Here is a 20,958-nt window from a genome sequence, read left to right on the forward strand (position 1 = left end):
TTTTAAAAAATTAAAATTGACGTTATGGTATTCGTATCCAGTTTTCAAAGAACTATCTTAATATTTGTTAGCAAAAAAGCTACAATTACTATTATACGCTTTTTATTTTTTTTTAATAATATTTTTTTATTTTTTTTAAAAAATCTTAGATATTACTAAATTAGTTTAATTAAAAACTAATCAAGCAAAAATAGAAAGCTTATATATTATATATAAAATTTTTTTATTTTTGAAATTATTAATAAAAAAATATAATCTAATATAGATAATATCTTTTACTAAAAAAGTCAAGTATAACTTATTAAATAATAAAACACCAAGTCAACAACTTGGTGTTTCTAAAATTATTTAATTTTATCATTAATAACATTTTTAAGAACTTTTTCTTCCTTATAAAATCCACAATATCTACATGCTTGGTGAGGAATAATTGATTGTTTGCAATGCTTGCATTCTACTAACGTAATAGGACTTAATGCATGATGACTTCTTCTTAAATTTTTTCTTTGCTTTGAGGTTTTTCTTTTTGGAACTATAGCCATAATTTATCTCCTATTTTTATACTAATTTAATAATTGCCATTTTAGCATTATCGCCAGCACGGTTATTAATTTTAATTATTCTTGTATATCCGCCATTTCTTTGGGCGTATTTTGATGCTAGAACATCAAATAAATATTGTAACGAATCTTTGTTTTCAACTTTTGAAGGAATAAGTCTTAAAAATTTAGCTGCTTGTCTTCTGGTTGAAAGGGTTTTTTTCTTTCCGAGTGTAATCATCTTTTCTGCATTTGATCTAATTCTTTTAGCTCTTTCAAGAGTGGTTTTAACTTGACCGTTTACCAATAAATCGGTAACTAACGATCTTTCTACATGGTTTCATCATTCAGTATTTCTACGAAATAGTTGTTTTGGGTTAGCCATTATTCTTCTCCCTCATCTGATTTTTTAAGTTGTTCTAGTGAATCTATCGTGGTGTCGCTTTCGAAATCAGCATCATTGCCAATTCTATTTTTTCAATCATTTCTTTTATCAATAATATCTTGAATTGATTTTTTACCTAGGTTTTTAATATTTGCCAATTCTTCATCAGTTAAATTTAATACTTCTTCAATAGTGGTGAATTTTGCTCTTTTTAAAGCATTTTCTGATCTTACTGATAAGCCAAGTTTACTGATTGATACAGATGACTTAATTTCCTTATCTTTTTTATCTTTATTTTCTTCGAATAATTCTATCGATTCCAAAGCATCAATATTACCAATGATTTGAAAATGAGCAACAATAATCTTAGCAGCCTGTTCCATCGCATCTTTTGCTGTAATCGTGCAATCGGTTTCTAGTTTAATTTTTAATCTTTCTTCAACTAATTTAGATGAACTATTTAATTCCTCAAAAGAGATTGCACATTTTTTAACAGGACTAAAATCACTATCCATTGCTAAAAATTGACCATTTTTAATATTTGATTCTAATCTTGAACCATATTGACTAATTACATTCTTATTTTCTTCAAAATCAACAAAACCGCGACCTTTTCTTAAAAATAATTCAAATTCTAATGAGCCACCTTTGGCTATATTAGCAATGTATTGATCTTTATTTACTATTTCTAGGCCACTAACCTCAGGAATATCATAAGCATAGATTTCGCCTTCCTTATTGGCCTTAAATGATATTTTTGCTAAGTTATCTTTTTCAAACATTTCTTCATTGTAAACAAAACGGATGCTTCTTATATTTCTAACTAATGTTATCGCATCTTCTTGTAAACCACTAATTGTTTGAAATTCATGTTCGACATTATTGATTTTAATCGCAAATGGAGCAACTGATGTAATAGAAGAAAGTAAGGTTCTTCTTAAAGTAGTCCCCATTGTATTTGCATAACCACGCGATAATGGTTCGATTACAAATGTTGTATTAAAATCATTTACTTTTTCAGCGACTAATTCTTTATAAGTAATTTTTTGAATTTTTTCCATAATATCCCCCTATGTTATCCTTGTAAATCTAAATTATTTTTCTCTTTTAAGAATTTTCTTTGGAGGACGAGTACCATTGTGAGGAGTAGGAGTAACATCCTTAACATCCTTAATTGTAAAACCACTTGTTTCAATTTGCTTGCGAGCTGTTGATTTTCCAGGACCAACACCCTTGACCATAATCGACACTTCCTTTAAACCAAATTCTTTGGCTTTTTCAACAGCAGCAGCTGCGGCTAGGCCAGCAGCATATGGAGTTTTCTTCTTCGTACCTTTATATCCAATTGCCCCCGAAGAAGATCATGCAAAAACATTTCCCTTTAAATCTGAAAAAGAAACAATTGTATTTTGGTATGTTGAGTGAATATGCGCAATACCTTGCGTAACAACTTTTTTGTTTTTCTTAGCCATTATTATTTACCTTTCTTTCCAGCAATCGTTTTTCTTGGGCCTTTTCTTGTTCTTGCATTTTTCTTAGTTGATTGGCCTCTTACTGGCAATCCTTTTCTATGTCTAATACCACGATATGATTTAATTTCCATTAATCTTTTAATATTTAGATTAATTTCTCTCTTTAAATCACCTTCAGTAGTATATTGTTTAGCTTCATCTCTAATGCGTGTTAATTCTTCTTCACTTAATTCTTTAACTCTTTTTTCTCCATCAACATTTGCGGCAGCTAAGATTTGCTTAGCAATTGTTGGACCTATACCAAAAATATATGTTAGAGAAATACGAACTTTTTTATTATTTGGAATTTCTATATTTAAAACTCTAGCCATTTTTTTATCCTTGTCTTTGTTTATGTTTTGGGTTAATGCAAATTACTCTATTAACGCCGTGTCTTTTAATTATTTTACAGTCTTTGCAAATGCTTTTAATCGATGCTCTAACTTTCATAATTCTCCTTAGTTTTATTTATGGCGAAAAACTATTCTGCCTAACGTTCAATCAAAAGGACTGATTTCAACATCAACCATATCACCGGGAATAAGTTTAATGTTATGTAGAGACATTTTTCCTGAAATATAAGCCTTAATTTCAAGATTATTTTCTAACAAAACATCATAATTTTTTGTTGAATGCATCTTGGTAACTTTACCAGTCATTTTAATAACTTCTTCTTTTTTATCTTTCTTGTTTTTTCCCATTAAATGTTGTCTCCTGATAATATATATGCTTCACCATTATCAATTAATACTGTTTGCTCGTAGTGCGAAGTATTAAAACCTAATGGATCAATAACAGTTCAATTATCTTCTTTAATTAATGTTTTTTTTGACTTTTGTAAAATCATTGGTTCAATACAAATAACCATACCGTTTTTAATAAAATCACCTGTATTTGGAATACCGTCATTATTTATAAGCGGATCTTCATGCAAACTTTTACCTATACCATGGCCGCAAAATTCATCAGGTGTATAATAGCCTTTTTGACGAATATAATTTCCGATTGCAGCAGATATATCACCAAAGCGTTTACCTACTTTAATTGCATTAAATCCTGCATAAAAAGCGTCTTTTGCAACTTGAATTAATTCCTTATCTTTTTGTGTAATATTGCCAACACCTTTTGTAAAGGCAGAATCAGAATAATATCCTTCCCATACTACCCCGGTATCAATTTTTACAATATCTCCATCCTTAACAACATAATCAGAAGGGATACCATGAATTAATTCTTCATTAACTGAAATACAACAAGTTGCAGGAAAACCATACATATCTAAAAAAGCCGGTTTTCCTCCTCTTTTCTTAATTTCTTTAAAAGCGACGCTATCAATTTCTTTTAAAGAAACGCCTGGTCTTATAAAGTCTCAAAGAATTTTTTTGACTTCTGCCAAGATTGCGCAGGCCTTTTTAATTTTTTGAATTTCGATTTGATTCTTAATTTTTATCATTTCAAGGCCTCTTTAACGTCATCAAACACTTTTTTTAATGATTGATAGCTATTTACTTCTGAAACTATATTCTTTTTTTTATAAAAATCTATTAAACATTTTGTTTGATCGTTATATATCGCAAGACGTTTTAATACTACTTCTTCTTCATCATCAGCTCTTTTGACAACTTCTGTTTTACAATGTTTACAGAATTTGTCATTAGCTGGTGGGAATGATTCTAGGTGATAAATTGTTTTACATGAAGGACAAATTCTACGCTTCGATAAACGTTCAATAATTTGTTCATCGGTAATATTTAATAAAATAACTTGGTCAATATAAATCCCTTTTTTTTCAAGTGTATCTAAAAACTCAGCTTGATCAATCGTTCTTGGAAAACCATCAAGAATAAAAGGTATTTTCTCATTAACTAAGCTAGTTAGTTTATTTTCAACTAGCTGATTAGTTATATTATCATCAACATATTTTCCTGATTCTAATATGTTTTTAATTTTTAGCCCTAATTCTGTTTTATTTTTAATTTCTTGACGAAACATATCACCAGTTGAAAGTTGAAAATACCCAAATTTTTCAACTAATAGCTTAGAAAGAGAACCCTTGCCAGCACCTGGTGCACCTATAAAAATCAAATTAGGCTTCTTAATTTGACATCTTTCTATCATATTAAATCTTCGTCTTCTCCATATACTTCTTTTAATTCTTTAATCATTCGTCTTCTTCGCGCAAGTTCCTGTGATTTATATCTTGCTTGAATTTGTTGAACGGTTTCTGTTGCTGTTGAAACTAGAATCATTATTGATGTTCCACCAAACGCTATTGGTGCAGGCATTCCAAACATTTGTTGAATAAATTGCAATGCCCCCAATATTATTAAATACCCAGCAGAAAAGAATGATAATCTTAACACAGTATTTAATAAATAATTTTCAGTTTGTTCACCCGGTCTAATTCCAGGAATAAACGTACTGCTTTTTGCAAAATCCTCACTAATCTTATCAATTTTAGATTGTTGTATTCCCATTAAAATAGTTAATCCAAATGTTATGATAACAAATAAGAAGAATCCTAATGGTTGTGTTAGTTGAAGATTTGAATAAACTCATTGATAATATCTACTTGTATTAGGATCAAATAACCCTGCAATCAATGTAGGAACAGAAAGAACCATCATTGAAAAAATTACTGACATAATTCCTGCTGGGTTTGCTTTGATAGGTAGATAACTTAATTCTTTTTCCGTTTTAGATAATCCTGCCCCAACTTGTTGAATTGGAATTTTTCTTTCAGCAAGAGTAAATAATATTACAACAAAAATTACTAATAAATACGCCAGTAAATAAACAATAAAGTTTAGCGTTTCCTTTAAAACAACCGAATTATTATTTTTTGCTGATGGCATATAGTATTCAAAAGCATGTCTGAAGGTTGGAACTAGTGAGCTAGCAATTCCGACAAAGATAATTAAGCTCGTTCCATTCCCAACACCTTTATTTGTTATTTGTTCTGATAAAAATAAAGAAAAGAATGATCCAGCTACTAACAATAAAGGAAGAATCACTCATTGATAAGCAAAGGTTCCTTTTTCGCCAAGAGACTTAACTAAACTATCAGAAAATCTTATACCAAAATTATCAGTCTGTGGATTTACTAATGCTCTTGTAATCAATATTGCTTGAAATATTGCAAAGAACAATGTAACAGTATAAGTTATAAAATTAATTTTTATTCTACCCAATGGACCTGATTGACTTAAACGATGAACCGCCGGGAATGCTTTTGTTTGCAAAATCATCATTACTAGCGATGAAGAAATAAAAGGTCCAATCCCCAAGGCGACTATAGAGAATCTACGTAATCCACCGCCACCTACCAAGTTTAAGATACCAAAGAAATCACCTTGATTCAATCTGTCTTGATGTGCTAATTCAACACCTGGTAAAGTAATAGTACCAGCTATTAAGAAAAGTGAAATAACAAAAAGAGTAAATAAGATCTTCTTAAAAAGACCATGATTTTTTCATCATTCTGATCACGAGTTTCTTTTTTTAGCAAAAAATTTATCAATCGCTAATTTGCGCTCGAGTCTTTTGTTATATATTTCCTTTTCTACTTTAGATCTTTTAGCCATTATTGAACCTCGATTTTTCCTCCAGCTTTTTCAATAGCTTCTTTAGCTGATTGTGAAAGAGACGGAATTGAAACAGTCAACTTTTTAGTTAGTGTTCCTCTTCCTAAAATTTTAACCGGCAATACTCCCTTGATAAGGTTTTTTGCTATCAATGTTTCATAAGAAACAACTTCATTGTTTGTATATTTTTCTTCTAGCGAAGAAATATTAACAATTTGGAATTCAACATGATTTACATTATTAAAACCACGTTTAGGAATTCTTCTGAATAGTGGTAATTGTCCACCTTCAAAACCTAGTCTAACTGTACTTCTTTTTGTTTGTCCACTTTGCCCTCTACCAGCTTGTTTCCCTTTACCGGCAGCATGACCACGTCCGACACGATGTTTTTCTTTACGAGCGCCAGGTGTTGCTTTTAATGTATGTAATTTCATAAATAACACTCCTTAATATTATATTTATTTAGCTAATAAATGCTTTACATCAATGTCACGTAGTTTAGCAATTTCTTCAACTGTTTTAATCTTCTTAAGTGCATTAACTGTGGCATGAACAATATTGTGTTTTGTTCTTGAACCATATGTTTTTGTAGAAATATCGGTATAACCAGCTAATTCTACAACAGCACGCACTGTATTAGAAGCAATAATACCAGCACCTTTAGGAGCAGGACGTAGTTGTACTTTTGAAGCTAGGAATTTTTCTTTTATTTCGTGTGGAATGGTTCCGTTAACTATAGGAACGTTGAATACATTTTTTTGTGCATCTTTAACTGCTTTTTTAATAGCATCTTGAACTTCATTTGCTTTTCCGTGTCCAAATCCAACTTTACCTTTTTTATCGCCGACAACAACATATGCTGAAAATGAAAATCTTCTTCCACCCTTAACAACGGTTGTAACTCTGGCAATATCAATAACTTTTTCTTCAAAAATCTTAGCTGCAGGAGTTGCGCTAAATTGTTTCTTAGGAGCAAAAGCTTTTCGTTCAGTAGTTGCTTTATTATTTTCTTTTATTTCTGGTTTTTTAATAGGTGAAACTACCTTAGTTTCCTTAGCTACTTCAGTATTTTCTTTCTTTAATTCTTCAGCCATTAGAACTTAATCCCTTCTTCTCTTAATGTGTCTGCAAATGCTGCTAATTTACCATGATAAATATAGCCTGAACGATCAAAAACGATTTCAGAAACATTTACTTCTTTTAGTTTTAGAGCAAATTGCTTTGCTACCATTTTTACTGCCTCAATATTATTCCCTTTTTCAGATAATTGTCTAGTTGAAAATGAAGCTAATGTTGTATGTGTTTCATCATTAACTGCTTGCGCATAAAAGTTATGTAATGATTTAAATACAACAACACGTGGTCTTTGTGAAGTACCTTTTGCTAATTTATTAGTAATTTTTAAATGTTTAACTTTACGTCTTTCATTTCTTGATAACATAATTTTTTACCTATTTTTTAACTACTTAGCAGCAGTTTTTCCTTCCTTACGTCTAATAACTTCATCTTTGTACATAATTCCCTTACCTGAATATGGGCTTGGACGTCTAATATCTCTTATATTTGCAGCAAATTCTCCAACAGCTTGTTTATCAATACCAGAAATTATAATATTAGTTGGTTTTGGTACCTCAATTTTTAGATTTGATGGAATTGCCTTAACTACACTGTGCGAATATCCGGCAATTATTTCGATTTCATTTCCCTTAAGTGTTGCTTTGTAACCAACACCCTTAATTTCGATTTCTTTTTTATAACCTTTTGAAACTCCGATTAACATATTACTAATAATAGCGTTTGTTGTACCATGCAATTGCTTTGTAGTTTTTTCTTCATTAGCTCTTAAAGTTTTAATTTCATTATTTTCAATAATAACAGAAATTAATGGTGAAAATGTATATTCTAATTGACCTAAATTACCTTTAATAACAATATGGTTTTTTGATAAATTTATTTCAACACCTTGAGGAATAGATAAAACTCTTTTTCCAATTCTTGACATAGTTTAAATCCTTAAATCTAGGTAAGTGCTATCAAATAAAGGCAATAACTTCGCCACCTAAGTTAGCTTTTCTTGCTTCTTTATCAGTTAATAGACCTTTTGATGTTGAGATAATTGCTGTACCATATCCACTTAAAACACGAGGTAATTTGTCAGCTGATGAATATACTTTTAAACCTGGTTTAGAAACTCTTTTAATATCTGTAATTGCAGATAGATTTTGATTCATTCCTTTGTATTTTAAAGTAATTTTAATTTCTTTAAAACCTTTTGGTGAGGTAATGATTTCATATGAAGTAATATAACCTTCTCTTGTAAAAATTTCTAAGATTTTTTCTTTTTTAGTTGAGTGAGGAACTAGAACTTCATGATACTTTCTTGAAATAGAATTTTTAATTCTAACAAACATATCTGCTATTGGGTCTGTAATAATAGCCATAATTATCAACTCGCTTTCTTTACGCCAGGAATCTTTCCTTCGTGTGCTAATTCTCTAAAACAAATTCTACAAATTTTATATTTGCGTAACACTGCATGAACACGACCACAAATTTGACAACGTGTGTATTTTCTAACTGAAAATTTTGGTTCACGTTCAGCTTTAATCATTAACGCTTTTCTTGCCATACAAATTCTCCTTAATTAGTACCTTTTGCAAATGGAATTCCAAGTTTCTTTAATAATGCAAATGCTTCTTTATCTGAATTTGCACTGGTTACAAGAATAATATCCATACCTTTTAACTTACGAATTTTATCAAATGAAATTTCTGGGAAAATAATTTCTTCTTTAATACCAATCGCGTAGTTACCACGACCATCAAAACTTTTTAAGCTTGTACCATTAAAGTCACGTACACGAGGTAAAGCAATATTAATTAATTTAGTTAAAAATGATCACATTCTTTCACGTCTTAATGTTACTTTTCCACCCATTGGCATACCTTCACGCAATTTTCAAGATGCCAATGATTTTTTTGCCACTGTTTGATATGGTTTTTGTCCAGTTATTTGGCTTAATTCAACCATAACCTCTTCAATAGCTTTTGAGTTTGATACTTCATTTCCGGCTGTCATATTAATAACAATTTTTTGTAAACGCGGAGCTTGCATAATTGATGAGTAACCAAATTCTTTAACTAATTCAGGGCGAACTTGCTCTAAATATTTTTTTTCTAATTCTAATTTAGCCATTTTCTATTTCTCCTTATTTACTTATATAACCTTATTAACTTTTTTCATAACTCTTTGTTTTTTACCGGTCTTAGCATCAACTTTAAATCCTATTTTTGTTCCAATTGACTTTTGGCCTTGTGCACCTTTTTTTGCTAGGTATGCTACATTGGAAATATGAATAGGAAATTCTTTCTTTTCAATTTTTCCTTCAGTATTTTCTTGTGAAGGTTTATGGTGTTTGGTTTTTATGTTAATTTCTTTTAGAACAACAGTTTGTTTCTTGACATTTGTTGATAAAACTGATGCAAATCTACCTTTTTCTTTTCCTGAAATAACTAAAACAATATCATTTTTTCTAATTTTAGCTTGAGACATTATAAAACCTCCGGAGCTAATGAAATTATTTTTAAATATCCTTTTTCACGAAGTTCTCTCGCTACAGGACCAAATACCCGAGTACCTCTCATAGTACCATCTTCTTTAATTAAAACAACAGCATTATCATCAAATCTAATGTATGAACCATTTTCTCTTGCAATGCCTCTTTTTGTTCTAACAATAACTGCTTTTAAAACTTGACCTTCTTTAACCACACCATTAGGGATTGCCTTTTTAACAGTAACAACAACAATATCACCAATATTTGTGCTTCTTACAACCGAACCACCAAGGTTCTTAATAATCATTACTTCTTTGGCGCCAGAATTATCGGCTACATTACATCTCGAAAATTCACTAAGCATTTTCGTTTCCTCCGATAGCGTGTGATTTAATCTCAACTAATCTAAAGTGTTTAGTTTTTGAAAGTGGTCTTGTTTCTTGTATTTCAACAACATCACCAATTTTTGCTTCATTTTTTTCATCATGAACAGCAAATTTCTTAGATACTTTGAAACGTTTTGAGTATAATGGGTGTTTTGCATATGTTTCAACCATAACAGTAATAGTTTTTTCATTCTTAGTACTAATTACAGTTCCAACAAGCTTCTTACGATGATTTTCTCTAACTTGTTCCATTATTTATCTCCTTCTTCCTTTTTGGCATTTATAGCAGTTAAGGTTCTAGCAATATCTTTTTTAACTAAATTAATTTTGTGGGTTTGGTCTAATTGACGAGTCGCATTTTTGAAGTGTAGAGAAAATAATTCTGCTCTTAATTCTGCTAATAAAGTTTTTAGTTCTTCAACTGTTTTTTTCTTTAATTCAGTATATGACATAATTATTTTTCTCCTTCCGATTGACATGTAGCATCTCTAGAAACAATTTTTCAAGTAACAGGCAACTTGTGACCGCCTAATCTTAAAGCGTCTTTCATAGTATCAGTTTGGTTTCCCATAACTTCAAACATCACTGTTCCTTCTTTAACAACTGCAAATCATTGATCAGGACTACCTTTACCAGATCCCATACGAACACCAATAGGTTTAGATGTTTTTGACATATGTGGAAATATCTTGATAATAACCTTACCTTCACGACCCATACGGCGAGTAATAGCAATACGAGCTGCTTCAATTTGTCTTGCACTGATTCATGCTGATGAGGTTGATTTTAAACCAAACTCACCAAATGAAACTGTGTTATTACGATGTGCTTTAGTTTTATCATGGCGGATACGAAACATTTTTCTATGTTTAGTTCTCTTTGGTTGAAGCATGTTTTTCACCGCCCTTTCTAATAACTCTCGGTCTTCTTTCAGTTTTATTTGATTCCAAAGCACTAACTTGTGCTTTTCCGTTTTCTAAAATTTCACCTAATGAAACTCAAACCTTAATACCCAAGATACCATATGTTGTTTTAGCCTTAGCAACAGCATAATCTACATCTTGTCTTAAAGTATGCAATTTCATTTCACCTTCGGTATATCCTTCCGTTCTAGCCATATCAACACCATTTAAACGGCCAGATACAGAGGTTTTAATACCCTTAGCTCCTGCTTTCATAGCACTTTTGATAGCAAATTTTTGTGCTAATCTGAAGCTTCCCCGATTTTCTAATTTAACAGCAATGCCTTCTGCTAATAGTCTTGCATTTAAGTCGGGATTTTTTAGTTCTATTACATCAATAGTAATATTAATTTTTTTATTTCTTAGTTCTTTTTTAAGAGCTAATGTTATAGCTTTAATATTATCACCATTTGTTCCTAATAAGGCAGCTGGTTTAGCTGTATATACATAAACAATAATATTACTGTTTTGGTTTCTCTTAATTTGAACATTGCCAATTAAATATTCACGAACCTTTTTATCAAAGAAATCATAAATTTTTTGATCTTCTAATAAGAACTTAGCAAAATCTTGCTTGTCTGAATATCAAACAGTATTATGCGGTTTTGTTATACCAAAACGAAAACCATTTGGATTAACTTTTTGACCCATATTATTTTGCCTCCTTATTTAGTTCGTCTGTATTTAATTCCATTAATTCAACATAAAAGTGACTAGTTCTTTTTAAAATTGGGTATGCTCTGCCACGTGAGTGAGGTTGAAATCTTTTTAATGTAGGACCTTCATTTACTAAAATTTTTGAAACTACTAATTTAGTAGCATCTAAACCAAAATTATTTGTTGCATTAGCAATCGCTGAATTTAAAAGTTTAAGAATAATTTCTGAAGCCTTTTTGTATGTTGTTTGCAAAATGATTAATGCTTGTGTAGCTGATTTATAGCGAATTAAATCTGCTACTAATCTAGCTTTTCTCGCACTAATTCTTTGCATTTTAACTGATGCCTTAACTATTTGTGCCATATTATTTCTTTCCTTTAGCCTTATCAGCACCGTGACCATTAAATGTTCTTGTTGGTGCGAATTCACCTAATTTGTGGCCGACCATATCATTTGTTACAAAGACATCAAGAAATGCATGACCATTGTGAACTTGAAATGTTAAACCAATAAATTCAGGATAAATTGTTGAACGTCTTGATCAGGTTTTGATTGGACGCTTTGGTGCTTTATTTTCAATAATAGCAACCACTTTTTTCATTAAGTGATCATCAACAAAGGGCGCTTTCTTTAATGAACGAGACATTATTTACTTTCCTTTCTTCTTCTAATAATAAATTGGTTAGATGATTTTTTAGTTGCTCTAGTTTTAACACCCAGAGCTTTTTTACCTCATGGAGTCATTGGTGATTTTCTACCAATAGGTTGTTTACCTTCACCACCACCATGTGGGTGATCATTAGGGTTCATGGCTGAACCTCTAACTGTAGGTCTAATTCCTCTCAATCTATTTCTACCAGCTTTACCGATATTAACTAATGAGTGTTCTTCATTTCCAACTTCACCGATTGTAGCGCGGCATACACCTAGAACTTTTCTCACTTCGCCAGATTTTAGTCTTAAGATAACGTATTTTCCTGATTCATCCTTACCTAAAATTTGCGCTGAACTACCAGCAGAACGAGCAATGATTCCACCTTGTTTAGGTTGTAATTCGATATTGTGAACAAATGTACCTTCTGGAATATTTCCAAGTGGTAAGTTATTTCCTATTTGTATATCTACATGTTCTCCTGAAATAACTTTTTGTCCAACCTTAATATTTTTTGGACTGATAATATATCTCTTTTCTCCATCACGATAAACAATTAAAGAAATATTGGCTGATCTGTTTGGATCATATTCGATTGTTTTAACAATAGCCTCAATTCCATCCTTGTTATATCTTTTGAAGTCAATAATACGATAAAATCTTTTTAATCTGCCACCGTGGTGACGAGTTGTAATTTTACCTTGATTATTTCTTCCGGAATGTGTTGGAAGTGCCACAAGCAATGATTTTTCTGGTTTATGCCCAGTTAAATTTGCTTGATAGTCAAGAGAAGACATATTACGACGACCATTTGTATAAGCTTTAAATTTTTTAATAGCCATTGTCTTCTTTTCTCCATTTCTTAAAAATATTTGTTTGTATAATATTTATCTTTTAAGAATCTAAATTATTATTTTTAAAAATTAATCTTATAGTTTTTGTTTTATCGAGATTAATTATTTTGATTCTGTTTCTTGTTTAATTTCTTCTGCTTTTTCTTCAGACTTTTGCGTTTTTGCTTCTGCAGCTCTTTTAATTTTTTCTGCTGCTTTTAGTTCGGCTTCTGATATTTGTTTAACTGTTTCGACATTTTCAGACTTCATTTCAGTTTCTTTTGCCTTCTTTGCTTCTTTAGCTTCTTCAGCAAATAAAACAATTTTTGAATTTTTGTCTAAAAACACAACAGCCTTCTTAACGGCATTTTTAAACCCTGCAAATCTACCTAATTTAGCTGGTTTTTTATCATAATTAATGATATTAACTTTTTCAACTTTAACATCAAAGATAAATTCAACAGCTTTTTTAACTTCAATTTTGTTTGTTCTTCTGTCAACCACAAATGTATAGACATTTTGATTAGATCTAGCAATTTCTGATTTTTCAGTTAAAACTGGATATTTAATAACATGATTAATATTCATTATTTTGCCATCCCTTCTAAGAACTTAACATCTTCCTTGCTAATCACTAAAACATCAGCAGCTACTAATGATTCGATTGACAATGATGTAACCTTGTTTACATTAACATTTGGTAAATTTTTAGCCGACTTATAAATGGTTTCATTTGAAGAAACTATTAGAATATTGTTTAATCCAATTAGATTATCCTTATTCAATTCAACTAATAAGGCTCTAGTTGAAATACTTTCTAGTTCGTATTCTCTAACTAAAACAGAATTTGCATTTGCTAGCATTGTTAATGCTGAGAATAAAGCATTTTTTCTAGCTTTTTTATTAATTTTAAGATTGTAATTTCTTTCGGTTGTTGGCCCAAATGCTCTACCGCCACCAACAAAGATTGGACTTCTTAATGACCCAGCACGAGCATTACCTGTATGTTTTTGTGGTCATGGTTTTTTGCCTGTTCCACTAACTTCACCACGTGATTTAACCTTATGAGTAGCCAGACGTTTTGAGCCTCTTTCTACCAAAATAGCGTCAAAAACTGATTGAGTATGTATCTTTTCTAATCCGAACACACTCTTTGGCAATTCAAAATCACTTTCTTCCATTTTTTTAGCTGGTGATGCTGGTTTATCAACTAAATTTTCTTTTTCAATAAACTCGATAGCATCCTTGCTTTCAACTTTAGCTTCAATAACTCTGTTAGCAATAATTCTAGCCTTTTCTACATCAACACTACCGCTATATGCTCCATTACGGTGAAATCATACTCTAGTACTATTCTTAGATTTTTCGCTAACATTAATGAATTCATTAACGGCATCAATAAATTCAGCAAAATTTCCTGAAACTTTTTCTTTTGCTTTTTTGAAATTAAATGATATGTTTCGGTCTTTATCAAACTTTTCTGAGATATAGTATTTATCAACAATTGTAGACATAATTATTTATCCCCTTCTGTAGCTTCTTCAAGAGCTTTCTTCATTTCGTTTAATGACATATCCATATTTAATTCAAGATTATATTTCTTAGCTTGTTCAAAAATTTCATTCTTTGCTAATGTTTCTTTTAAATTAACTAATTTAATTTCAGCTTTCTTTTGAACTGATTTCTTAGCATTTTTAATAACCAACAAAGCGCCTTTTGCTCCGGGAACACTGCCTTTAATAATTAATAAGTTATTTTCCGCTTCAGTTTTTACAATTTCTAAATTTTGAATTGTAACTTGTTCAGCCCCAAGGTGACCAGGCATTGTCATACCTTTTCAAACTCTATTACCAGATATATCGCCAATAGAACCGGTTTGTCTTATAGGTTGCGAACCACCACCACCACCATGTGATTTAGGACCAATATGTTGGTTTCATCTCTTAATGGTTCCGGCAAAACCTTTTCCTTTTGAAATAGCCGTAACATCAACCACATCTCCGCCTTCAAAAATTGAGGCATCTAATGTTTCACCTAAGTTAAATCCGGCCATATTACGGATTTCTTTTACGAATCGCTTAGGTGTTGTATTTGCTTGCTTGAAATAATTTACTTCAGGTTTCTTAATTTGAGATTTTTTCTTATCTTCTAAACTAAGTTGTGTTGCAATATAACCGTTTTTTTCTTCGGTTAAAATTTTGGTAACAACATTTGGTTTAACTTCAACAATAGTTACAGGTATTAACTTACCTTCGCTAGTGAATAGTTGAGTCATTCCAACTTTTCTTCCTAAGATTCCTTTCATTTTTATCCTTTCATTTTTTTTAAAAAATCGGTGCCACATATACGTATATATTTTAAAAAAAATAATATCTGTATTATGCTACAGATTTAACGCTAATTTGAACACCAGCAGGCAACTCAAGTCTTTTTGCTTTATCAATTAGTGTTTCGCTAACATTTGACAAAACAATTAGACGTTTATGAGTTCTGCTTTCGAATTGTTCACGAGATTTTTTGTTAACATGAACAGATCTTAAAATGGTAACAATTTCTTTTCTTGTAGGTAGAGGAATTGGACCACTTACCATAGCCTTCTCAGCTTTCGCTAGAAGTATAACCTTTTTAGCAGCATCATCTACTAAACTAGCTTCAAAGGCTTTGATTTTAATTTCTAATTTTGCCATTGTTTGTTCTCCTTCTTCATTATATGAAGCACTCCGCATAAGTTCTCGATAACCAAGATGAACAACTAAGCTCGGTATATCGTAACCTTATGCTTCTTTGCATAGTTGCTAATTTATTATACCAAAAACATTTTTTTTGTAATTTTTTTAAACTTTTTTTATATAAAACACTAGAAACTGGGCAACAAGATAATGAATTTATTTTTTATTTTTTAACAAATAATTTTTTTTATAATATAATTTAACTTGCTAATGTAAATTGGAGGGGTAGCGAAGCGGCCAAACGCGGGTGGCTGTAACCCACTTCCTCACGGTTCGGGGGTTCGAATCCCTCCCCCTCCACCATTTTGCCCTTTAGCCAAGTGGAAAGGCAGCGGTTTTTGGTACCGCCATCCGTTAGTTCGAATCTAACAAGGGCAGCCATATCATTAGTTGATTATTTAATCAAACATGACTAGTAAACTCAAGTATTTTAACTTGAGTTTTTTTATTTAAACAAAACAAAAAGCTCAAACCTCTTTATATGGGTAAAAGCTTTTTTGTAACGGCATATTATAATTCTTATTATTTATTTTTATTTAGATTCACTAAGATTAGATAATATTTGCTTTAATTTATTTATCTCGTCTATTAAATCTGAAATTTCTTTCTTTTTCTTGGCAAGCTCTTTATTTGTAGCACTTAGAGTTTGGCCTACATTTTCTTTATTTTTCAACTCTTTTTGAATGATATTATTGATATTACTAATTTCCTCACTAATATCATTAGCTTGGCTTATTATTTCTTGAAGTTGATGCTTATTCTTCTTTAATTCTTCATTTTTATTTAAAAGACTTTGTTTATTAGAATCAAGATTTTTCTCAGATTTATTAAGTTGCTTTTCGAGACCTAATTTAGCAAATTCTGAAGCATGCTTTTGTTGTAGGGCTAGATTTTTTTCATTTTCAATAGAACTAAATAATTTTGTTTTTTCAACTACGTTCTTATTTGCTAATTCAAGTCTTTGCAATACTTGTTTCTTATTTGCTTCTAATTCATTTAGTAATTTTTCAGCTTTCTCAATTTCAACAATCTTAGTGTTTAAATTATTACTATCCTCTGCAACCTTTTGCTTTGCGTTTTTTAAGCTTTTGCTAGCATTATTTTTCTTTTCTTTAGCATTAATAGATAGTTTTTCTTGATTATTATAAGCTTCTTGTTTTCATTGTACTTCCTTATTTTTATTATTTAATTCTATCTTAGCATATTCAAACAATTCATAAGCCTTATCTTGCTTTTCTAATGAAACATCTAAATCCTGTTGTGCCTTTGCTTCTGCTTGTTGCACGCTTTTTTCTATTTTTTTAGACTCTTCTAAATCTTTTGTTTTTTGATCCTTACTTTCTTGTTTTGATATAAATTCCTTGTTAGCGCCTTCTAATATTTTTTGAGTTTCTTCTTTATTTCTGAGATCATTTTGATTTTGATTTTCAACTTCTTGTTTTAGCTTTTTCTTTTGGTCTAATTCTTCTATTTTTAATGATTCATTTGCAAGTTTTTCTTCATATTCAGCCATTGCTTGATCATTGCTATTTTTTGCTTCATCTAGTTCTTGTTTGACTTTTTCTACTTCATTTGTTAAGCGATTTAGATCACTAGTTAACTCATTTATTTTTTGTGTTTGAGTTTCTAGATTGCTATTGTTTATTTCTTTTTGTTTTTGTAATTGGCTAAGATTAGATTCAGCATTTTTAATTTCTTCTTCTTTATTAGTTTTTTCTTTTAATTTACTTTGTGTTTGCGATTGCAATTCATTTTCTTCGGCAAGTTTATTGTTCTTTTTTTCATTAGCATTATCTAAGGATTTTTGCGCTTCTTGCTCTGCAAGTTTTGCTGCTTCGAATTCTTGTTGCGCTTTTTTTAGCTGTTCTTGCTTGGTTTGCAATTCAGTATTCTTGGTTTGAACATCTTTTTGAGTTTGTTCTAATTTTTGATCAGCTTTATTTTTTTCTTGTTGCAATCTAGTTTCATTTTGCGAAGCAGTTTCTACTTCGCTAACCTTGGTTTCTAAGAGTTTTTGTTTTTTTAACAAATCCGTTTGTGCTTGATTATACTTCATTTCAGCGCTATTTTTTGCTTCTTCAGTATGCATAAAATCTTGATTTGCTTTTTGCAATAGTTTATCTTTATTTGCAACTTCTTGCTTGGCAGTTTCTAATTGCTTTTTAGCTTCCGAAAGTTTTTGTTCAGCCATTGCTTTTTCGGAGATAGCTTGATCTTTTTGCGACATTAAATTATTCTTAACTTCTTCCTTAGTCTTTAAGTTTTTCTTAGCTGCATTGATTGTTTTAAATGTTGCCGCATATTGTTTATTAAGTTCATCATATTTTTTATTTGCATCATCAAATTCGCTTTGTTTGGCAATTATTTTTTCGTCAAATTTAGAGTTGGCAAGCCTTTGATTTAATTGTTTATTTTCATCATTTATTCTATCAATGTCTTGTTGATTTTGCGCAAGTTCTTGTTTAGTTGTTTCAATTTCTTTTTGTTTTTTAGCCACCTCATCTTGCTTGTTATGAATATCAACAAACAATTTTGAAACTCCTTTATATATTTCTACCCAATATTCTGCGGTTGCTTCAACCGTGGATTGACCAAGATTTCTTCATTCATCTAAATAAGGTTGGGCAAACTCAAAAATATCTGGATATTTTCCTTTTATATCATCATATTTTCCTCTAGCAAGATCATACAGTCAGATAAAATCACTATCGTCAAAGTTATAAATTTGAAAGAGTTTTACGATTTTTTCTAGCTCTTCATAACTATAATAATCACCGATGAGAGGGCTATAGTAGTTTTTGCTTTCTTCAACAATTTCTTCTTTTTTTTCGTCTATTACTTGCTTAATTAATGAAACTTCACCTTCTAAATTAGACAATTTATCCCTTTTTTCGTTTAATTTCTGGTTTTGTCTTTCTAAGTCTTCTTGATTTTTTTTAAGTTGCTGATCTATTTTCTCTTTTTCACTTCTTAATTGTCTTAATTCAGTATTATTTTTATCTTTTTCTTCTGTTGCTTTTTCTGTTTTTTCTCTAAGTTCATCACTTTTTCTTTGTTCCTCTAATAATGTTTGTTGTGCTTGTTGAAATGCTTCCTCGGCTTGCTGATAATCTCTTGCAGCATTTTGTTCCTTCTTACTCTTTTTGGCAAAATCTTCTTCAAGACTTGAGATTTTCTGTTCAATTTGAGATTGTTTTCCTTCTGCTTCTTGCTTTTCAACATTTGCCTTATTTTTAATTTCTTGTTTCGAAGCTAACTCGCTATTCTTATTATCTAATTCAGTTTTTGTTTCTTTTTCTTTATCTTTAGCTTTTTGTAATTCAGATTCAGCTACCGCTTTTTCGCTATTCTTTGTTTGCAAATCATTTTGCGCATTTTGCAATTTTTGATCAGCTTCTTTTTGGTTTTTTATTGCTTGTGTTTCTTTATTTCTAGCCTGTTCTAATTCCCTATTCGCATTGGGCAAAGCATTTTCTAATTCTTTTAGTTTTTGTTGCTTTGTTTCTAAAACTTTTTTTGCATCTTCAAGCTTTTGTGTTAATAATGCTATTTCATTTGATATATTTTGAATTTCTTGTTCAACTTTTTTAGTTTTATTACTTAATTCAGTATGTTGTTCTGATAATAATTTCAATTCATCTTTTTTTGATTCTAGTTCTCTTTGCAATTCGGCTTCTTTTAAAACAGAATCATCATAAGCATCAGATAATTTTTTCTTTTGTAATTCAGCATCTTGTTTTTCTTCAAGTTTTTGTTGCTTAGCTTCATTTTTAGCTTTTAAATCATTTTCTTTTTCTTCTAGTGTTTCTTTGGTTTTATTTAGTTTAGTTTGAGCATTATTTTTTTCTTTTTTGGCTTCTTCAACAGCTCTTAATGCTAGATCCGCCTCGCGAGTTTTTTGTACTAAATTATCACTACTTTGTTGTAATGCTTGTTGTACCTTTTTTAATTTATTTGAAGCCTCTTCTTTTATGGCACTTGCCTCATTTAATTCTCTGATTGCAATATCAAGAGCTTGTTGTTTTAAATTAACATCTTCACTTTTTAATTGTAATTGTTCTTTAGCTTGATCTAAGAGTTTTTCTTTTTCTATAACTTCGGCATTTAAAAAATCCATTTTTTTCTTAGCTTGACTATAGCTAGCTTCTGCTGAATTTTGTTGTTTTTTTAAACTTTCTAACTCGTTCTTTAATGTTTGCAAGGCATTATTTTTTAGATCAAAGTCTTGTTCTGCTTGTTTAAGTAATTCTGATGCCTGTTTTTCTTTTTGTTTAGCTACTTCAAGATCATGCGATATTTTATCTTTAGCTTGTTGCTTGTTGCTCAATTCCATACTTTTTTTATTAATATCACTTTCGATATTTGAAATTGATTTTTTGGCATATTCAATATCTGTTTTAGCATCAGCCAATATTTTTTTAGCTTTTTCTAATTCGCTATTTTTTGATAACAATTTTTCTGATTTTTCAGTAAAAATCTTATTTGCAAAATCAAAATTTGATTGAATTTTTTTATGTTCTTGTTTTGCTTTTTCTAATTCCTTTTTAGCCTCATCATATGCTTTTATTAAACTCGCAAATTCCGCTTCTAGCTTTATTTGTTCATTTTTGATTCCTTCTAACTTAATCCTAGACTCACTATTTTTTACTTCAAGATTCTCGATATTTTTCATTATTTCTGCAAACTTATTTTTAGAATTTTTTTGTTCTTTTTTAATATATAGCAATGCTTTTTTAGCTTCTTTTAACTGCTTTTGTTTTTGCGAAATAATTATGTTATATTTAGATATATCTTCTGTTTTTTGCGCAATTGATTTATTCTTGTTATAACGTGCATAGATAAATGCTGAAATACCTGCGACCACCAGCCCTGTTGACAATCCTAAACACAATGCTAATGTACCCTTACTTCTTCTCATTATTAAATACCGCCCTAAACATTTTTATTAATTGATTCTATTTATTAGTTTTTAGCATACTAATAATCTCAAATTATATATATATATATATATATATATGAACGAATATCGTCTAAAACAGGGTGCTTTTTAGCTTTTTCTAGTGATTTTACTATCAAGAAGGCAGTTGTTTATTGAAAGCATTCTATTGATTTATTTCCTATGTTTATCATAAAATTTTTATGTTTTAGAAAACAAAAAAACAT

General features: G+C 30.2%; 31 protein-coding genes and 2 tRNA genes. 2 read left to right on the top strand and 31 right to left on the bottom strand.

What is annotated here, in order from left to right:
- Positions 1 to 344: 344 nt before the first annotated feature.
- The 30 genes from rpmF to rpsJ form a co-directional block, all read right to left on the bottom strand.
- A complete protein-coding gene (gene rpmF, locus ACWXVJ_RS02840) occupies positions 345 to 542 on the bottom strand; it encodes a 50S ribosomal protein L32 (RefSeq protein ID WP_438340879.1) in 198 nt (65 codons plus the stop codon).
- A gap of 16 nt (positions 543 to 558) precedes the next feature.
- Positions 559 to 924, bottom strand: a complete 366-nt coding sequence (gene rplQ, locus ACWXVJ_RS02845; protein ID WP_455966481.1) for a 50S ribosomal protein L17 — start codon at positions 922 to 924, stop codon at positions 559 to 561.
- Complete coding sequence (locus ACWXVJ_RS02850) at positions 924 to 1,985, bottom strand: DNA-directed RNA polymerase subunit alpha (protein ID WP_438340881.1); 1,062 nt, start codon at positions 1,983 to 1,985, stop codon at positions 924 to 926. Before ACWXVJ_RS02850 ends, rplQ begins: the two co-directional genes overlap by 1 nt.
- A gap of 33 nt (positions 1,986 to 2,018) precedes the next feature.
- A complete protein-coding gene (gene rpsK, locus ACWXVJ_RS02855; RefSeq protein WP_438340882.1) occupies positions 2,019 to 2,396 on the bottom strand; it encodes a 30S ribosomal protein S11 in 378 nt (125 codons plus the stop codon).
- A 2-nt stretch (positions 2,397 to 2,398) separates the two neighbouring features.
- Positions 2,399 to 2,767 carry a 30S ribosomal protein S13 gene (rpsM, locus tag ACWXVJ_RS02860; RefSeq protein WP_438340883.1) on the bottom strand — a complete coding sequence of 123 codons (369 nt, stop codon included), beginning with the start codon at positions 2,765 to 2,767 and terminating at the stop codon, positions 2,399 to 2,401.
- Positions 2,768 to 2,771: 4 nt separating this feature from the next.
- Positions 2,772 to 2,885 carry a 50S ribosomal protein L36 gene (rpmJ, locus tag ACWXVJ_RS02865; RefSeq protein WP_438340884.1) on the bottom strand — a complete coding sequence of 38 codons (114 nt, stop codon included), beginning with the start codon at positions 2,883 to 2,885 and terminating at the stop codon, positions 2,772 to 2,774.
- Positions 2,886 to 2,899: 14 nt separating this feature from the next.
- A complete protein-coding gene (gene infA, locus ACWXVJ_RS02870) occupies positions 2,900 to 3,136 on the bottom strand; it encodes a translation initiation factor IF-1 (RefSeq protein WP_438340885.1) in 237 nt (78 codons plus the stop codon).
- Positions 3,136 to 3,888 (bottom strand): type I methionyl aminopeptidase, encoded by a 753-nt coding sequence (map, locus tag ACWXVJ_RS02875; protein ID WP_438340886.1) that lies wholly within the window; start codon positions 3,886 to 3,888, stop codon positions 3,136 to 3,138. The genes infA and map overlap by 1 nt, the downstream gene beginning before the upstream one ends.
- Complete coding sequence (locus ACWXVJ_RS02880) at positions 3,882 to 4,553, bottom strand: adenylate kinase (RefSeq protein ID WP_455966482.1); 672 nt, start codon at positions 4,551 to 4,553, stop codon at positions 3,882 to 3,884. Before ACWXVJ_RS02880 ends, map begins: the two co-directional genes overlap by 7 nt.
- Positions 4,547 to 6,019 (bottom strand): preprotein translocase subunit SecY, encoded by a 1,473-nt coding sequence (gene secY / locus ACWXVJ_RS02885; RefSeq protein WP_455966483.1) that lies wholly within the window; start codon positions 6,017 to 6,019, stop codon positions 4,547 to 4,549. Before secY ends, ACWXVJ_RS02880 begins: the two co-directional genes overlap by 7 nt.
- A complete protein-coding gene (gene rplO, locus ACWXVJ_RS02890; RefSeq protein WP_455966484.1) occupies positions 6,019 to 6,453 on the bottom strand; it encodes a 50S ribosomal protein L15 in 435 nt (144 codons plus the stop codon). The genes secY and rplO overlap by 1 nt, the downstream gene beginning before the upstream one ends.
- A gap of 24 nt (positions 6,454 to 6,477) precedes the next feature.
- Positions 6,478 to 7,113, bottom strand: coding sequence for a 30S ribosomal protein S5 (gene rpsE / locus ACWXVJ_RS02895; RefSeq protein WP_444705164.1), 636 nt, complete (start codon positions 7,111 to 7,113; stop codon positions 6,478 to 6,480).
- Complete coding sequence (rplR, locus tag ACWXVJ_RS02900) at positions 7,113 to 7,460, bottom strand: 50S ribosomal protein L18 (protein WP_438340891.1); 348 nt, start codon at positions 7,458 to 7,460, stop codon at positions 7,113 to 7,115. Before rplR ends, rpsE begins: the two co-directional genes overlap by 1 nt.
- A gap of 21 nt (positions 7,461 to 7,481) precedes the next feature.
- Positions 7,482 to 8,021: a 50S ribosomal protein L6 gene (rplF, locus tag ACWXVJ_RS02905; RefSeq protein ID WP_438340892.1), complete on the bottom strand. Its 540-nt coding sequence runs from the start codon at positions 8,019 to 8,021 to the stop codon at positions 7,482 to 7,484.
- Between the two features lie 28 nt (positions 8,022 to 8,049).
- Complete coding sequence (rpsH, locus tag ACWXVJ_RS02910; protein WP_438340893.1) at positions 8,050 to 8,460, bottom strand: 30S ribosomal protein S8; 411 nt, start codon at positions 8,458 to 8,460, stop codon at positions 8,050 to 8,052.
- A gap of 2 nt (positions 8,461 to 8,462) precedes the next feature.
- Entirely contained in the window at positions 8,463 to 8,648 is a 186-nt protein-coding gene (locus ACWXVJ_RS02915) for a type Z 30S ribosomal protein S14 (protein ID WP_004417000.1), read from the bottom strand.
- 11 nt (positions 8,649 to 8,659) lie between these two features.
- Positions 8,660 to 9,214, bottom strand: a complete 555-nt coding sequence (rplE, locus tag ACWXVJ_RS02920) for a 50S ribosomal protein L5 (protein WP_438340894.1) — start codon at positions 9,212 to 9,214, stop codon at positions 8,660 to 8,662.
- Positions 9,215 to 9,235: 21 nt separating this feature from the next.
- Complete coding sequence (gene rplX / locus ACWXVJ_RS02925; protein WP_444705165.1) at positions 9,236 to 9,571, bottom strand: 50S ribosomal protein L24; 336 nt, start codon at positions 9,569 to 9,571, stop codon at positions 9,236 to 9,238.
- Positions 9,571 to 9,939, bottom strand: a complete 369-nt coding sequence (rplN, locus tag ACWXVJ_RS02930; protein ID WP_438340896.1) for a 50S ribosomal protein L14 — start codon at positions 9,937 to 9,939, stop codon at positions 9,571 to 9,573. Before rplN ends, rplX begins: the two co-directional genes overlap by 1 nt.
- A complete protein-coding gene (rpsQ, locus tag ACWXVJ_RS02935; protein WP_438340897.1) occupies positions 9,932 to 10,213 on the bottom strand; it encodes a 30S ribosomal protein S17 in 282 nt (93 codons plus the stop codon). Before rpsQ ends, rplN begins: the two co-directional genes overlap by 8 nt.
- Complete coding sequence (gene rpmC / locus ACWXVJ_RS02940; protein ID WP_444705166.1) at positions 10,213 to 10,440, bottom strand: 50S ribosomal protein L29; 228 nt, start codon at positions 10,438 to 10,440, stop codon at positions 10,213 to 10,215. The genes rpsQ and rpmC overlap by 1 nt, the downstream gene beginning before the upstream one ends.
- Entirely contained in the window at positions 10,416 to 10,853 is a 438-nt protein-coding gene (gene rplP, locus ACWXVJ_RS02945; RefSeq protein ID WP_444705167.1) for a 50S ribosomal protein L16, read from the bottom strand. The genes rpmC and rplP overlap by 25 nt, the downstream gene beginning before the upstream one ends.
- Positions 10,831 to 11,574 carry a 30S ribosomal protein S3 gene (gene rpsC / locus ACWXVJ_RS02950; RefSeq protein ID WP_438340900.1) on the bottom strand — a complete coding sequence of 248 codons (744 nt, stop codon included), beginning with the start codon at positions 11,572 to 11,574 and terminating at the stop codon, positions 10,831 to 10,833. The genes rplP and rpsC overlap by 23 nt, the downstream gene beginning before the upstream one ends.
- 1 nt (position 11,575) lies before the next feature.
- The gene (gene rplV / locus ACWXVJ_RS02955; RefSeq protein WP_438340901.1) at positions 11,576 to 11,944 is read right to left on the bottom strand and encodes a 50S ribosomal protein L22; all 369 of its coding nucleotides are present in this window, start codon (positions 11,942 to 11,944) and stop codon (positions 11,576 to 11,578) included.
- Between the two features lies 1 nt (position 11,945).
- Positions 11,946 to 12,227, bottom strand: a complete 282-nt coding sequence (gene rpsS, locus ACWXVJ_RS02960; RefSeq protein ID WP_438340902.1) for a 30S ribosomal protein S19 — start codon at positions 12,225 to 12,227, stop codon at positions 11,946 to 11,948.
- A complete protein-coding gene (rplB, locus tag ACWXVJ_RS02965) occupies positions 12,227 to 13,075 on the bottom strand; it encodes a 50S ribosomal protein L2 (protein ID WP_438340903.1) in 849 nt (282 codons plus the stop codon). Before rplB ends, rpsS begins: the two co-directional genes overlap by 1 nt.
- A gap of 114 nt (positions 13,076 to 13,189) precedes the next feature.
- The gene (gene rplW, locus ACWXVJ_RS02970) at positions 13,190 to 13,654 is read right to left on the bottom strand and encodes a 50S ribosomal protein L23 (RefSeq protein WP_455966485.1); all 465 of its coding nucleotides are present in this window, start codon (positions 13,652 to 13,654) and stop codon (positions 13,190 to 13,192) included.
- Positions 13,654 to 14,580, bottom strand: coding sequence for a 50S ribosomal protein L4 (rplD, locus tag ACWXVJ_RS02975; protein ID WP_438340905.1), 927 nt, complete (start codon positions 14,578 to 14,580; stop codon positions 13,654 to 13,656). Before rplD ends, rplW begins: the two co-directional genes overlap by 1 nt.
- A gap of 2 nt (positions 14,581 to 14,582) precedes the next feature.
- Positions 14,583 to 15,371 carry a 50S ribosomal protein L3 gene (gene rplC / locus ACWXVJ_RS02980; protein WP_455966486.1) on the bottom strand — a complete coding sequence of 263 codons (789 nt, stop codon included), beginning with the start codon at positions 15,369 to 15,371 and terminating at the stop codon, positions 14,583 to 14,585.
- A 73-nt stretch (positions 15,372 to 15,444) separates the two neighbouring features.
- Positions 15,445 to 15,792 (bottom strand): 30S ribosomal protein S10, encoded by a 348-nt coding sequence (rpsJ, locus tag ACWXVJ_RS02985; protein WP_455966487.1) that lies wholly within the window; start codon positions 15,790 to 15,792, stop codon positions 15,445 to 15,447.
- A 222-nt stretch (positions 15,793 to 16,014) separates the two neighbouring features.
- Here rpsJ and ACWXVJ_RS02990 point away from each other — a divergent pair.
- Together ACWXVJ_RS02990 and ACWXVJ_RS02995 are read left to right on the top strand one after the other, a co-directional pair.
- Positions 16,015 to 16,098, top strand: a tRNA-Tyr gene (locus tag ACWXVJ_RS02990).
- A gap of 3 nt (positions 16,099 to 16,101) precedes the next feature.
- Positions 16,102 to 16,176 (top strand) — tRNA-Gln (locus tag ACWXVJ_RS02995).
- Between the two features lie 151 nt (positions 16,177 to 16,327).
- On the opposite strand, the gene ACWXVJ_RS03000 is transcribed toward ACWXVJ_RS02995, so the two are convergent.
- Positions 16,328 to 20,713 carry a hypothetical protein gene (locus ACWXVJ_RS03000; RefSeq protein WP_455966488.1) on the bottom strand — a complete coding sequence of 1,462 codons (4,386 nt, stop codon included), beginning with the start codon at positions 20,711 to 20,713 and terminating at the stop codon, positions 16,328 to 16,330.
- Positions 20,714 to 20,958: the final 245 nt, after the last annotated feature.

This window comes from Mycoplasma sp. 773 (assembly GCF_053851515.1).